Genomic DNA, 15,942 nt, shown 5'->3' with positions numbered 1-15,942 from the left:
CGTGGAAGTATCCCCGGGGCATTCGAATATTCACTTCAATAATTTAATACAAGAAAATGATTCTATTAATCCGATAGATGTTACTAACATTTACAACGGCGGCGGTGTGGCGATAGGCGACTTTAATAACGATGGTTTGCAGGACATTTACTTTAGTGGCAATCTTGTTTCAAATAAACTCTACGTTAACCAAGGAAATTTAAAGTTTGAGGACGTTACAAAAAAGGCGAATGTTACCGGTGAAGGTCGCTGGTGTCGGGGCGTTGCGACGATTGACATAAATAATGACGGGCTGCTTGATATGTATGTCTGTGTGTCTATGGAAAAAGATCCGTCTAAAAGACAAAACATATTGTATATAAATAAAGGTATTGATAAAGACGGGGTTCCTCACTTTACTGACATGGCGGAAGCATATGGCCTCAATGATACTACGCATTCCACTATGGCCAGTTTTTTTGACTACGATAACGATGGCGACCTCGACATGTACCTGGTGGTGAATGAAATTTTAAAAAATGATAACCCGGGTTCCTTTCGTCCAATCATTACCGATGGGTCCCATCCAAGCACAGGTAGATTATATCGAAATGACTGGGATCCAAACCTGAAACATCCGGTGTTTACAAATGTGTCAAAACAGGCAGGAATAACCATTGAAGGCTATGGCCACAGCGTAAATATTGCTGATTTTAACAAAGACGGATGGAAGGATATTTTCGTCACAAACGATTTTAATTCCAGTGATATTTTATACATCAATAACCATGATGGAACGTTCAGTGATAAAGCCAGTGTTTATTTTAAACATACATCTGCCAATGGAATGGGACAGGATGTGATTGATATCAATAACGACGGACTTTCAGATGTGGTAGAGTTGGATATGAATCCCCAGGACAATCTCCGGAAGAAAATGATGATGTCTGCCAACAGTTATCAAAACTATCAAAACAGTGATCGTTACGGTTACGAATATCAATATGTACGCAATACGTTACAACTTAACCAGGGGCCAAGGATTAATCAACAAGATTCAATAGGAGACCCTGTTTTTAGCGATATTGGTTTTTTTGCAGGCATAGCCGAAACAGACTGGAGCTGGACGCCGCTGGTGCAGGATTTTGACAATGATGGCCTCCGGGATATTGTTATTACAAATGGTTTTCCAAGGGATGTTACCGATCATGATTTCATTGCCTTCCGGCAACGGTCATTTAAAATTGCCAGTACCGAGTACACATTATCCCAGGTCCCCATGGTTAAAATTCACAATTATGCCTATCACAATAATGGTAACACCAACTTTACCGATGAAACCAGTAACTGGGGTCTTGAAAAGCCAACTTTTTCCAACGGAGCCGCCTGCGCAGATCTTGATAATGATGGTGACATGGATATGGTTATAAACAATATCGATGATGAGGCACTTGTGTATGAAAATACATCAATGAACAGGAAGGAAAACAACAATCATTACCTGGCTGTAAAGCTTGTGGGAGATTCACTTAACCGCAATGGAATAGGCGCCTGGATTGAGTTGCACTACGGTGGTAAACAACAGGTTGTTGAGCAAACTCCTTACAGAGGGTATTTATCTTCTCACCAGTTGGAGGCTCACTTTGGCTTAGGCAATATTGCCAAGATTGATTCAGTGATTGTTAAATGGCAGAATGGCACAATGCAGGTTTTAAAAAATGTAGCGGTCGACAAAACCATCACCATTAATAAAAAAGACGCCATTGAAAAATTTGATTGGGCCCAACCTGTTATTGCCCAGCATACTTTTTTTACGGAAATTTCAGATGCTGTCAATGTACATTACCAGCATAAGCAAAATGATTTTATCGATTTTAATGTGCAAAAATTATTACCTCATAAGTTCAGTGAATATGGACCTGCACTTGCATGTGGCGATGTGAACGGGGACGGATTGGACGATATTGTAATCGGGGGTTCTGACAAACAAGCGACCACGCTGTTACTGCAACAGCGGAACGGCTCCTTTTTACAAAATAAATTATCTGATAAAGCCGACAGTACCGGTACACGATCAATGGATATGGGGATTGTTTTATTTGATGCAGATGGTGATGGTGATCTGGATTTATTTGCAGCCAGCGGCGGTTACGCAGACCAGGCCGAAACCTATCCCTACCAGGATAAATTTTTCATTAATAATGGCAAAGGCAAATTCACTGCCGACTCAATGGCTATTCCAAGGAACTTTACAAGCAAGTCGTGTGTAAGGGTTGCTGATTATGACAACGACGGCGACCTTGATTTATTTATTGCCGGCAGGGTTGAACCCTGGAAGTACCCGATGCCGGTATCCAGTTTTATTTACCGCAATGACTCTGAAAAAGGTGTTGTGAAATTTACTGATGTAACCTCCACTGTTGCGAAATCTTTAATTAAAGCGGGACTTATTTGCGATGCAGTTTGGACCGATTTTGATAATGATGGCTGGCAGGATCTGATATTGACCGGAGAGTGGATGCCAGTGACATTTTTAAAAAATACCAGGGGGATATTCACAGATGTTACTTCCTTCTCCGGGGTTCAAAATAAAAAAGGCTGGTGGACGAGTATCGTGCCGGGGGATTTTGATAATGACGGCAAGATGGATTATATAGTAGGTAACCTGGGATTAAATTCCTTTTATCGTGCCACTGAAAATTATCCCGTAAAAATTTATGCAAAAGACTTTGATAACAATGGAAGTTTTGATGCAGTACCGACCTTGTTTTTACCATCTTCCCAACTGGATACTATTAAACGGGAATTTCCGGCACACACCAGGGACGATATGGTAAAGCAAATGATTATGTTCAGATCGAAATTTCAAAATTATAAATCATATGCAACAGCAACTATTGATTCGATGTTTTCAAAAGCAGAGCTCAAAAACGCATTAATATTAACTGCTGATTATTTTGCCAGCAGCTATTTAAAAAATATGGGTAATGGCAGGTTTCAATTAATTCCATTGCCAGCCCAAGCCCAGTATTCGTGCATTAATGGAATGCTTGTGGATGATTTTAACGGAGATGGTAATCTGGACGTGCTGATGAATCAAAATGATTACAGTACCGAAGTTTCGGTTGGCAGGTACGATGCCGGTAACGGGCTTTTATTAACGGGTGATGGTAAAGGAGATTTTTTCCCGGTATCCATTTTAAAAAGTGGCTGGTTCATTCCCGGCAATGGTAAAGCACTTGTAAAATTAAAAACCGCTTCAGGTAAAACTATCATAGCTGCCAGCCAGAATAAGGGTAAGTTGAAAGTTTTTGAGTGGAAGTCAAACCAAAAAGTGATCGCCCTGAAACCGCTGGATGTAAGTGCTCTTATCACGTATAAAAATGGAAAAAAGCAAAAGATGGAAACCAATTATGGAGCTTCCTTTTTATCCCAGTCCGCAAGGTTCCTGAATATCGGCGATGATGTCCTGTCTGTTCAAATTACAGATTCCAGGGGGAAGGTTTATACTGCCAATTTGCAATCCTTGTGAATAACACAAAGTCAATAACTAAGGCTAATATGGAATTTTGACTGCTTTATTGAGCACCTAAAATTGAAGCTATCCTCACTCATAGATATCATTGAAGCATCACTCATGTAATATAAATTTTAAACCGAAGCAATATCAGGCTTCCATTAATTATATGTATTCGAATTTTGTATTATTACCAACAATCCCTAAATGAAATACCTTTCAATGTATAAGTTGGAAAGAACTCGGGATTAAGGAAATCTATACCATTCGATGGTAAAATAGTGCTAGTTGTATTTACTACGTATTAATGAAAAAGACTTCGTCCATGTAATAATACAAACTTCTTATATCTTTTAAATTTTACAGGTTTAAAAAAGCACTATCCAGAATTGGCGGCATTTTGCTTGAAATAAGCCATCAAAAGATTTAATAAAAATTTTTAAACGGGCAGTTAGGCTGATTGTAATCAGTATTATAATATATCAACCCGAATTTTGCAATAATCGGATAAAATAATACCAGTAATGTGCATTTTTATTTTTGAAATTGTTAAAAAAAACACCCACATTTGCCTCATCATTAACCAAATACGCTGCTATATGTTAAAAAGACTTCTCCCGGGAATATATGCGCTGATGTGCCTTATATTTCTCTCCTCACAAATTAGTGCACAGCAAAAAACAATTACAGGGACGGTCACCAATTCAAAGGATAATACTCCTGTTGCGCTGGCTACTGTAAGTGTAAAAGGATCTAAAGTTGCCGTGAGTTCTGACGCCAACGGGCAATTTTCTATCAGTGTGCCAGACGGTAAATCAACCCTGGTTATTTCTTCAGTAGGTTATGGCACCGAGGAAGTGAGTATTTCCGGTAAATCTAATGTGCTTGTCACATTGAAGGAAAATACATCATCCCTCAATGAAATAGTAGTAACAGGTTATACTGCTCAAAAAAAGAAAGAAATTACAGGAGCCGTATCAGTAGTTAATATTAAAGACCTGAAACAAACACCTGTGGGTACTGGCGAAGAAGCGTTGCAGGGAAGAGCTTCTGGTGTTACAATCATTTCCTCTGGCCAGCCTGGTGCAGCAAGTGATATCCGGATCAGGGGTATTACCGCTTTCGGTAATAACTCTCCTTTGGTTATTGTAGATGGCGTACGCGGTGATTTGCATAATATTAATATACCTGACATTGAGTCAATGCAGGTGCTAAAAGATGCTTCTGCAGCGATTTATGGTGTTGCCGGTTCAAATGGTGTTATTATTATTACTACAAAGCGTGGTAAATCAGGAAAGGCAAAAGTTAGTTACGATGCATACTACGGTCGTACAACGCAAGGTAAAGGATACGAGATGGCAAACAGCCAGGAAGAAGCAAACGCTATCTGGCTGCAGCAGCGTAATTCAGGTATTGCCAATCCCAGCAGTAACCAGTTCGGTAAGGGCCCCAATCCAGTTATTCCGGATTATATAACGCCTACTGCAGGAATGACCGGTGATCCCAAAACTGATCCGGCGACCTACAACATCAATTCCAATCAAATTACAAAGGCAAATAAAATAGGGACCAACTGGTATAATGAAATAACCAGGAATGCTCCTGTTCAAAACCACAATATCTCTGTCAGTTCTGGTTCAGAAAGGAGTTCTTACTTCTTTTCACTGGGTTATCTTGACCAACAAGGTATTGCCAAGTTTCAATACAATAAACGATATTCTTTAAGAGCGAATACACAATTTAATATAAAGGATAAGGTTCGCATTGGTGAAAACGCGTACATTTTCTATAAACAAAATCCCACTTACGGCAACCAGGGAGAAGGAAGTCCGTTTACTACGGTCTATCGTGAGTCTGCTGTTATCCCGGTGTATGACATCATGGGTAATTTCGCCGGTACCAAATCCAATGATTTCGGTAACGCCCGTAACCCATACGCAGATATCTATAGAACGAAAGACAATAAAGGTTCAGAGGTATCCATACAAGGAAATGTTTATGCAGAAGCGGACATCTTAAAACATTTTACAGCACGTAGCAGCTTTGGAGGCACGCTGTCTAACGGGTACAACTATAGCTTTGGTTATGTAGGGTATGAAAATGCCGAAGGAAATACCGGATCTAATTCTTTTAGTGAAGGAGCTAATTACGATAACCAATGGACTTTTACCAATACGTTGGCGTATAACAACACCTTCGGAGATCATAGTGTTAAAGTGCTGTTAGGCACTGAAGCGGTTAGTTATTTTGGACGCGGGGTAGGTGCCGGGAGAAGTAATTATTTTTCAGAAAATCCTAATTATTGGACAATCGGAACAGGAACAGGAGCACAGTCAAACTCTGGTTATGCCTATCAAAGTTCTCTTTGGTCGCAATTTGCACGCCTTGAGTATGGTTATAAAGGCAAATACCTCATCAACGGAAGTCTTAGAAGAGATGCATCGTCAGTATTTGTAGACAGTGTTAGAACAGGATATTTCCCTGCAGTATCAGCAGCCTGGAGAATTTCCGAAGAGAATTTTTTCAAAGGCATTACTTTTATTAATGACCTTAAAATCAGGTATAGTTGGGGTAAACTGGGGTCTATCAGTAACGTAAATGGTACCAATCCGTTTAATTTGTATGGAACAAGGTTTGGCCGTTCTTTCTATTCTGTAAATGGTAGCAGTACTTCACCAAATGGTGGTTTTTACAGAAGTAATATTGGTAACCCCGCAACAACCTGGGAAGGCGATATCATCTCTAACATTGGATTTGATGCGGTATTCCTGAATAATAAATTTGATTTAACGGTCGACTACTATAAAAAGAAAGTGAGTGGCTTGTTATTTACTGCGTCAGGTATTCCTTACGACAGGGTATTTGTGGGTGATGCAGATCTTCCAAAAGTAAATATCGGCGATATGCAAAATACGGGTATCGACGGTAGTTTAACTTACCATGGTGCGGTGGCCAAAGATTTCCATTTTGATATCACGGCTACATTTACATCTTATAACAATAAGATTGTAGACATACCGGGTTTACCTTACTTTAACGGCCCTGGCATTAGAAATATAACACCAACACGTAACCAGGAAGGTCATCCCGTAGGTGCATTTTATGGATACCAGGTGCTGGGATTATTCCAGAGCGCAGATGAGGTTGCAAAGGCACCAACGCAAATTGATGCAGCTCCTGGTTTGTTTAGATATAAAGACGTTGATGGAAACGGCAAAATCGATGATAACGACCGCACTTTCATAGGTAATCCAAATCCTGATTTTACGTATGGTCTGAATATTGGCTTCAATTATAAGAATTTTGATTTTTCTACCTTCTTTTTCGGAATGAAAGGAAATGATATTTTTGATAATACAAAAACCTTTACGGATTTTCCTGATTTCTTTAAAGGCGGTATGAGAAGAGAAGCAGCTGTCAATTCATGGACACCTACCAACCCCGGTGCCACTGTGCCTAAATTGCGTACTACAGGTGGATTCAGTTCTGACGCAGTTGCAAACAGCTATTTTATCAGTAAGGGGTCTTACCTGCGTAATAAGCAAATGCAGATCGGCTATGTATTGCCTGGCAGGTTGCTGTCAAAATTTGGAGTTGAGCGTCTGAGGATTTATATCCAATCTGCTAATATGTTCACCATTACCAAGTACAAAGGACTGGATCCGGAATTACAAAGTACTTCTTCAAATAATGGAAAAACAATCGATAATACAACTCAGTTTGGTATCGATCAGGGGAACTATCCACATACGCCATCTTACCTGATTGGTATAAATCTTAATTTCTAAAATTGACTCAATTATTTTTTTATGAAAAGTATCAAATATAAATTTTTAATTTCCACGGCTATCGTTGTAATAGTACTGGTGGCGTGTAGTAAGGAGTTTTTAAATAAGCCTCCGTTAGGAACGCTCAACCCTTCGATTGTAGCCACAGAAGCTGGTGTTCAAGGCCTGCTGATCGGTGCGTATTCGTTGGTGGATGGAAATGGATCCTCTGGTGATGGTAACTATGGGTCGGCTGCGTCTAACTGGGGGTATGGTGGCGTAGCAAGTGACGACGCATACAAAGGTTCTGATCCGACGGATGTAAACGACTTTGCACCCTTCGAAAAATTCATCTCATTAACACCAACCAATGGAGCTGTTCCACAAAAATGGAACCTGTGTTACAATGGTGCACAGCGTTGCAATGATGTGATTAATACATTGGCAATTGCCCCGGGTATATCAGCAGCTACCCAAACCACTATCACAGCACAGGCCCGTTTTTTAAGAGCCTTCTTTCACATGGAGTTAAAGAAGGTGTTCAACAACATTATCTATGCTGATGAAACGGTGTCTCCCGCCAACACTGATGTTACCAATGAAACTGATGTTTGGCCAAGGATTGAAGAGGATTTAAAATATGCGATAACAAATTTGCCTGAAACATGGAGTGAGGTTGGAAGAGTTAATAAATCTGCAGCGAAGGCGTTTTTAGCGAAAGCATACATGTTCCAGAAGAAATTTACAGATGCTTATCCTATTTTGCAGGATCTTATAGCTAATGGAAAAACTTCTGGCGGAACGAAATATGCTTTACTTCCACATTTCTATTCGAATTTTAATCCTGCCCAGAAGAATAGTTCAGAATCGGTGTTTGCTGCGCAAACCTCTGTTCAGGATGGCTCTTCAGTTGATTGGGGCGGTTCTCCTAATGGTAACTACGGTGATATCTTAAACTTTCCTTACAATGGTGGTCCGGGTGCATGCTGCGGTTTTTATAACCCTTCACAGGATCTTGCTAATGCATTCAAGACAGATGCTAACGGACTTCCGCTACTTGATGAGTCATACGCAACTGGTGCAAAAGTAGGAGACCCTACTGCTCCTTACACAGGTACATTAGATCCCCGTATTGACTGGACAATCGGCAGGAAAGGTATTCCTTACCTGGATTGGGGCAACCATCCGGGAGACGCATGGATAAGAAACGTTTTGAATGACGGGCATTTTAGTCCTATGAAAAATGTTTATGCGGCCTCTCAGAAAGGTGCATTCACAGACGTGGGAAGTTCTTATTGGGGACCAACCGAATTGGTAGCCAATAATGTTAACCTGATACGATATGCAGACATATTGTTGTGGGCTGCCGAATGTGCCGTGACTGCCGGCGATATTCCTACTGCGATGGGATATGTAAACCAGGTTAGATCAAGGGCAGCAAACCCAACTGGATGGGTGTACAAATATCCTGTAGTGAATGGCGTTGCTGATGTTACCTCCTATGATGCTCCTACTGCTACTTTTAAAGATCAGACTACTCCAGCTTCTAATTATAAGATTGGTTTGTACACTGCAGCGACATTCACGTCGGAGAATGCAATTAAAGCCATCCAGTTTGAAAGACGTCTGGAACTGGCAATGGAAGGTCATCGTTTCTTTGACCTGGTAAGATGGGGAATTGCAGCGCCGACAATTAATACTTATATCGCAAGAGAAAAAGATGCCAGACCGTTAAAACAGGATGCGAATTTTGTTGCAGGTAAAAATGAATACTTTCCAATACCGTTGGGCACGATTGACAACTTAAATTCAGACGGCAAAATCAGGGTTAAACAAAATCCTGGTTATTAATACTTATTGTGCATTTTAAATAATAGAAAAGAGACAGGCCAACCCCTGTCTCTTTTTTTGTAATTTTAACAACTTATATTAACCTTGCTGAAAAGTAATTGTATGAAACCGAACTGTGGAATTGCTTTTTTATTATCTGTCGCCTCTTTCTGTTTTTCCTGCAAACAAAAAACTACCCTTTTTCATTTAGTTTCAGCAGATAAATCGGGGATATACTTTAATAACAAAATAGTTGAAAACGATTCCATAAACCCAATTGACATAACCAATATTTATAACGGTGGTGGCGTGGGAATAGGAGACTTTAATAATGATGGTTTGCAGGATATTTATTTTACAGGAAACCTGGTATCAAATAAATTGTACCTGAACAAAGGCAAAATGCATTTTGAAGATGTTACAAATGCAGCTGGCGTAAATGGAAAGGGTAAATGGTGCAGGGGAGTGTCCGTAATAGATATTAATAATGATGGCCTGCAAGACATGTATATATGTGCCTCCATGGATAGAGATCCGGAAAAACGAAAAAATCTGCTTTACATAAACCAGGGACCGGATAAAAATGGGATCCCGGCATTTAAAGAAATGGCTGCAGCATATGGCTTAGATGACACTACCCATTCTACCATGGCAGCTTTTTTTGATTATGATAACGACGGCGACCTGGATATGTACCTGGCAGTTAACCAGATTTTAAAAACAGTCAATCCTGCTATTTACAGGCCTAAGATAACAGATGGTACATTCGCCAGTACCGGCAGGCTGTATAGAAATGACATGAATGCTACCTTAAAACATCCTGTATTTACAAATGTGACCAAAGAAGCCGGGCTTACTATTGAAGGATACGGGCATGGGGTTTCCATCGCTGACATCAACAGGGATGGGTGGAAAGATATTTTTGTAACAAACGATTTTAATTCTAATGACCTGTTGTATATAAACAATCATGACGGAACTTTTACAGATAAAGCATCATCCTATTTTAAACATACCTCGGCAAATGGTATGGGACAGGATATTATCGACATCAATAATGATGGTTTATCTGATCTGGTAGAACTGGACATGAATCCTGAAGATAATTATCGAAAAAAAATGATGTTGAGCGCCGGCGGTTATCAAAATTACCAGAATAGCGATTATTTTAATTATCAGTATCAATACGTAAGAAATACCCTGCAGGTGAACCAGGGCCCAAGGATAAACAGAAACGATTCTATTGGCGACCCTGTTTTTAGTGACGTTGGCTATTTTGCCGGCATAGCAGAAACAGATTGGAGCTGGTGCCCGTTGGTGGCCGATTTTAACAATGATGGCTATCGTGACCTGGTAGTTACCAATGGATATCCCAAAGACATTACAGATCATGATTTCATCGCTTTTCGTCAACAGTCATCTGCAATAGCTTCCAAGGAATTTACCCTGCAGCAAATTCCCCAGGTTAAACTGCATAAATATGCATTTCAAAATAGCGGAAATCTCACTTTCAATAATGTGTCATCCAGCTGGGGTCTTACTAACGTATCTTTTTCAAATGGGGCTGCATACGCAGACCTGGATAATGATGGCGATTTAGATATGGTTATTAACAATATCAATGATGAGGCTTCTGTTTATGAGAATACATTCAGGGATTTAAGACCAACAGAAAGCCACTATTTAGGTGTACAACTCACAGGTGATTCGTTGAACAAAAACGGATTAGGGGCGTGGATAGAAGTTTATTATGGAGGTGGTATGCAGCAGGTTTATGAAGAAACACCGTACCGTGGATATTTATCATCTGTACAAACAAATGCTCATTTCGGCCTGGGTAATTACATGGCCATTGATTCAATTGTTATTAAATGGCCGGGTAACAAAAAACAAGTATTGAAAAATGTAAAGACCGATCAAACAATTACAATAGACATAAAAAACGCAACAGATACCTACTCGTGGACTCAAGACATATTTGCACGGAACAATTTATTTAAAGACATAACTGATAACCTGGGTATTCATTTCGTTCATCAGCAAAAAGATTATGTTGATTTTAATATTCAGAAATTATTGCCTCATAAACTTTCAGAGTATGGCCCCTCACTCGCTGCCGGAGATTTAAATGGCGATGGCCTGGATGATATTGTTGTTGGCGGTAATTCTATGGCTGGTGCAACTATTTTACTGCAAAAAAGCAATGGCGCATTTTCGCGAGATACTTTGCCCAAACCCCTTCAAGATATAGCTATGCAGTTTCAGGACATGGGAACTACATTGTTTGACGTGGACGGCGACGGCGACCTGGACCTTTATTTATCTCATGGTGGTTTTGAAAGCAAAGCTAATACAGCAGCCTACCAGGATAAATTGTATATCAATAACGGTAAAGCGGGCTTCACTCTTGAATCTCTTGCATTGCCTCAAAACTTCACCAGCAAATCCTGTGTAAGGGCAATTGATTATGATAAAGATGGTGATCTGGACCTTTTCATTGCAGGAAGAGTTGACCCGTGGAATTATCCCAAACCGGTCTCTAGTTTTATTTACAGAAATGATTCCAAAGACGGGCACGTAAAATTTACCGATGTGACTTCGCTGGTGGCTAAAGATTTAAATAATATCGGCCTTGTATGCGATGCAGTTTTTACGGATTTTGACAATGATGGGTGGTTTGATTTAATACTGGCAGGAGAATGGATGCCGGTAACTTTTTTAAAAAATGACAAAGGAACTTTTAAAAACATAACGACAACTACTGGTATTGCAAACCAAATAGGGTGGTGGAACAGCATCGTTGCGGGTGATTTTGACAATGACGGTGATATAGATTATGTAATTGGAAACTTAGGAAAGAACTCATTTTATAAAGCAACGGACCAAACACCCGTTTCAATTTATGCCAAAGACTTTGATAATAATAATAGTTATGACGCATTTCCATCGATATACCTTCCGGTAAGCCAGCAAGATACCACCAAAAAAGAGTTTCCGGCACAAACCAGGGATGACGCTGTAAAGCAAATGATAGGGATGCGATCCAAATTTCAAAATTATAAATCATATGCTGTTGCCACCATGCAACAACTGTTTTCGAAAGACCAATTGAAAGATGCTTTAATTTTAAGGGCAAATAATTTTAATTCTTCCTTTGTACGGAATGATGGCGGAGGCAAATTTACACTTGTGCCATTGCCAGTTCAGGCGCAGCTATCAGCCTTAAATGGCATGGTAGCAGAAGATTTTGATGATGATGGAAACCTTGACCTGGTTATTAATACCAATGATTACTCAACTGATGTAACTGTTGGCCGTTATGATGCATTGAATGGATTACTCCTGAAGGGTGATGGCCAGGGAAATTTTAAACCACAGTCTATTCTGGAAAGTGGTATATATATTCCGGGCAATGGAAAGGCATTGGTAGAATTGAGAAGTGTAAATGGAAAATACCTGCTTGCTGCTGGCCAAAACCGGGGCCCGCTAAAAGTATTTGAACTAAAGAAAGATGCTCGCTTTATTTCTTTGGAGCCGGGCGATGAAAGTGCAGCGATCTTATTTAAGAATGGTAAGAAACAGAAAAAAGAATTGTATTATGGCTCGTCTTTTCTTTCTCAATCTGCAAGGTTTTTAAAAGTGAATGCCAATATGACCAATGTAACAATTACAGGCAGAAACGGAAAAACGAGGGTGGTAGCCACCATGCCATGAACAATCTTATGTACACCCGTTGCCGTTTTGATAATCACCTGATACTATAGACGGACCACCAATACGGCGTGGACATTTGCTGGTATTTAAAAGCTGGTAATTTAAGAATTTTAATTGTCGAAAATGATTTCATTATATCAGGATATTTTTAAAATCAGGTGTTTTTTATGGGTGTTAACTTTCCTTGTTATGCTTTCCTGTACTGATTTTAAAAAGAATCACGCACACAAAAACACACCGGATGCTGATATCGCCAGAGGAAAAGTTTTAGCCGGCACCTATTGTAAATCATGCCATCTGTTACCAGATCCTTCATTGCTTAATTCCAATAGTTGGGCAAACGGGGTGTTACCGCAAATGGGGCCCCGGCTGGGAATTTTTTATTATGGAAATAAAACATACCCTTCCAGCAAAAATGATCCCGCGTTACCGAAAAATTTTTATCCCGAAAAGCCATTAATCAGCACACAGGAATGGCAGTATATTATTGACTATTATACTGCATTGGCACCCGATACGTTAACTCAGCAAAAAAGCAATGCTGTTGTAAAAGATGGAGCTCAGCTATTTACGGTTGCAATGCCTGAATACAGGCGGTACATACCCACTACCACTTTCGTTCAGATAGATACTGTATTTAACCCACATCGGATAATGATGGCGGATATGGCCACAAAAAAAGTGTATAGTTTCAATAATCAATTGCAGCTTACTGATTCCATACCGGCCTTAAGCCCGGTTGTTGATTTAGAAAGAAATGAAAAAGGTTTTATAACGTGTAACATAGGTATAATGAATCCAAATAATGGTAAGTTTGGAAGCGCTGCATTTATAGTTACCGATGTAAAAGGAAAGTTGAAAACCGACACCAGCATCAGCTTTAGCAACCTGGCAAGACCTGTACAAGTTACCACTGCTGATTTTAACAACGATGGCCACAAAGATTACCTGGTTTGCGAATATGGAAATTTGGTTGGCGCTTTATCATGGATGGAAAATAAGGGAGGTGGTAAATTTGAAAGGCATGTAATAAGGGAAGTTCCCGGAGCCATAAAAGCGTATGTACGGGATGTAAACCAGGATGGATTGCCTGATATTTGGGCATTGTTTGCACAGGGTGATGAAGGCGTTTTTCTGTTTACCAATAAAGGTAAGGGCAAATTTGATCAGGAGCAGGTATTGCGCTTTCCGCCCATATATGGTTCGTCTTATTTTGAAATGGCAGACTTTAATAAGGATGGTAAACCAGATATTGTTTACACCTGTGGGGACAACGCGGATTACTCCATCGTATTAAAGCCATATCACGGAATCTATATTTTTTTAAATGATGGCACCAATCACTTTAAACAAACCTGGTTTTACCCAATGCATGGGTGTTTTAAAGCCATTGCGAGAGATTTTGACGGAGATGGAAATCTGGATATTGCAGCAATTTCTTTTTTTGCCGATTATGTAAAGCAACCGGAAGAAACTTTTATTTACCTTGCAAATAAAGGTAACCTCGATTTTCAACCATACAAAATACCCGGCACATCTGCCGGAAGATGGCTAACGATGGATGCAGGAGATTTAGACGGTGACGGAAAAACAGACCTGGTGTTGGGAAATTTTTCCATTGCACCAACTTCAATTAGGTCAGCTGCCAATTGGAAGGAGGGCCCCCCATTCGTTGTACTAAAAAATACGATTAAAAAATAACAGCATATACCAATTACATTTTGTCCAAAATATACAATTAAATGAAAAGCTTATTCAAAAAATCCGGTTGCTATATATTTCTCCTTATTTTGATTACCGGTTGCCATCAAAAGAAAGCGGTACCAAAAATTTCCGATGCTGAAATACTGCATCAGAACGAGGATCTCCTTACGCAGATTATAATCTACGATGTATTTACGCCACCGGTAGCCAGCAGGATATATGTGTATTCTTCACTTGCTTCCTATGAGGCCATAAAATACAGTAAGGAAGGAACTCCTTCAATAGCGGAAAAATTAAAGGGTTTTGGTAAAATACCTGCACCTGAAAAAGGTAAAAAGTACGACTTTACGCTTGCTGCTACCAAGGCCTTTTTTACGGTGGTTAGAAATGTAAAAGTCTTTTCGGTGGATTCGCTAAAAAGCTATGAAGAAAACGTATACACGAATTTTAAAGAAAGCCTGGATGATTCAGTTTATGAACGTTCTGTTGCACTGGGGGATACGATTGGCAAAGTAATACTGGCCAGGGCAAAAACTGATGGCTATTTGCAGTCGAGGGGAAAGCCTAAACATCTTGGCAGCGAAGAGGCCGGCAAATGGAGACCCACACCGCCGGATTATTCAGATGGAATAGAGTGGTGCTGGAATACAATGAAGCCCATGGTGTTAGATTCTGCTTCTCAGTTTATGCCGCCAAGGCCGCCTGCATTTAGCACCGATACCAACAGCGTTTTTTATAAAAATACCCGGGAGGTTTACAATATCGCAATAAATTTAACGGAAGAGCAGAAGGCAACGGCCCGTTACTGGGATGACAATCCGTTTGTAATTGAACACTCCGGACACATGATGTTTGGTAATAAAAAAATTACACCGGGCGGCCACTGGATGGGGATTACTGCAATTGCCTGTAAACAAACACACGCGGATCCGGTAAAAACGGCACAGGCCTATGCGCTTACTGCCATTGCCATGTACGATGCCTTCATATCCTGCTGGGATGAGAAATATCGCAGCAATGTTATCCGGCCAGTCACTGTAATAAATGAATCAATAGACCAGGGATGGACACCTTATCTGCAAACACCCCCTTTTCCTGAATACACCAGCGGGCATAGTACCATCACCCGTTCGGCTGCAGTTGTGTTAACAAAATTATTCGGCGATAATTTTGCTTTCCAGGATACCAGTGATCTTCGTTATATCGGCATGCAACGTCACTTTAATTCATTTGTACAGGCAGCGGATGAAGCTTCCATCAGCCGTGTGTATGGGGGCATCCATTACCGTAATAGTGTGGATGAAGGTGCTAATGCCGGAAGAAAAGTAGGAGAATATATAGTGGAGAAAATTATAAAATAAAGAGCAGTGTTTTTTACAGGGTCTGTATCAACGTAATTCAGGCCCTTTTTTTACGCGGATAAAGGATTGT

The 15,942-nt window shown here is 40.1% G+C and carries 6 protein-coding genes; all 6 read left to right on the top strand.

Translation table 11 applies throughout. From position 1 onward, the window contains the following. The first annotated feature begins 1 nt into the window (after nt 1). The 6 genes from QWZ08_RS20405 to QWZ08_RS20380 all read left to right on the top strand — a co-directional run bounded on the left by QWZ08_RS20405 (nt 2) and on the right by QWZ08_RS20380 (nt 15,872). On the top strand, nt 2-3,511 hold the full coding sequence (locus QWZ08_RS20405) for a VCBS repeat-containing protein (protein WP_290339397.1): 3,510 nt from the start codon (nt 2-4) through the stop codon (nt 3,509-3,511). A 584-nt stretch (nt 3,512-4,095) separates the two neighbouring features. Next, the gene (locus QWZ08_RS20400; RefSeq protein ID WP_290339396.1) at nt 4,096-7,284 is read left to right on the top strand and encodes a SusC/RagA family TonB-linked outer membrane protein; all 3,189 of its coding nucleotides are present in this window, start codon (nt 4,096-4,098) and stop codon (nt 7,282-7,284) included. A gap of 21 nt (nt 7,285-7,305) precedes the next feature. Beyond that, a complete protein-coding gene (locus tag QWZ08_RS20395; RefSeq protein ID WP_290339395.1) occupies nt 7,306-9,114 on the top strand; it encodes a RagB/SusD family nutrient uptake outer membrane protein in 1,809 nt (602 codons plus the stop codon). A gap of 102 nt (nt 9,115-9,216) precedes the next feature. After that, entirely contained in the window at nt 9,217-12,807 is a 3,591-nt protein-coding gene (locus tag QWZ08_RS20390) for a CRTAC1 family protein (protein WP_290339394.1), read from the top strand. A 123-nt stretch (nt 12,808-12,930) separates the two neighbouring features. After that, nucleotides 12,931-14,508, top strand: coding sequence for an FG-GAP repeat domain-containing protein (locus QWZ08_RS20385; RefSeq protein ID WP_290339393.1), 1,578 nt, complete (start codon nt 12,931-12,933; stop codon nt 14,506-14,508). Between the two features lie 41 nt (nt 14,509-14,549). Next, nucleotides 14,550-15,872 (top strand): vanadium-dependent haloperoxidase, encoded by a 1,323-nt coding sequence (locus QWZ08_RS20380; RefSeq protein ID WP_290339392.1) that lies wholly within the window; start codon nt 14,550-14,552, stop codon nt 15,870-15,872. Nucleotides 15,873-15,942: the final 70 nt, after the last annotated feature.

Source organism: Ferruginibacter paludis, from assembly GCF_030409685.1.
Lineage (GTDB): Bacteria > Bacteroidota > Bacteroidia > Chitinophagales > Chitinophagaceae > Ferruginibacter > Ferruginibacter paludis.
Note: the sequence above shows the minus strand (reverse complement) of the source record. Positions and strands in the feature narration are given on the sequence as shown.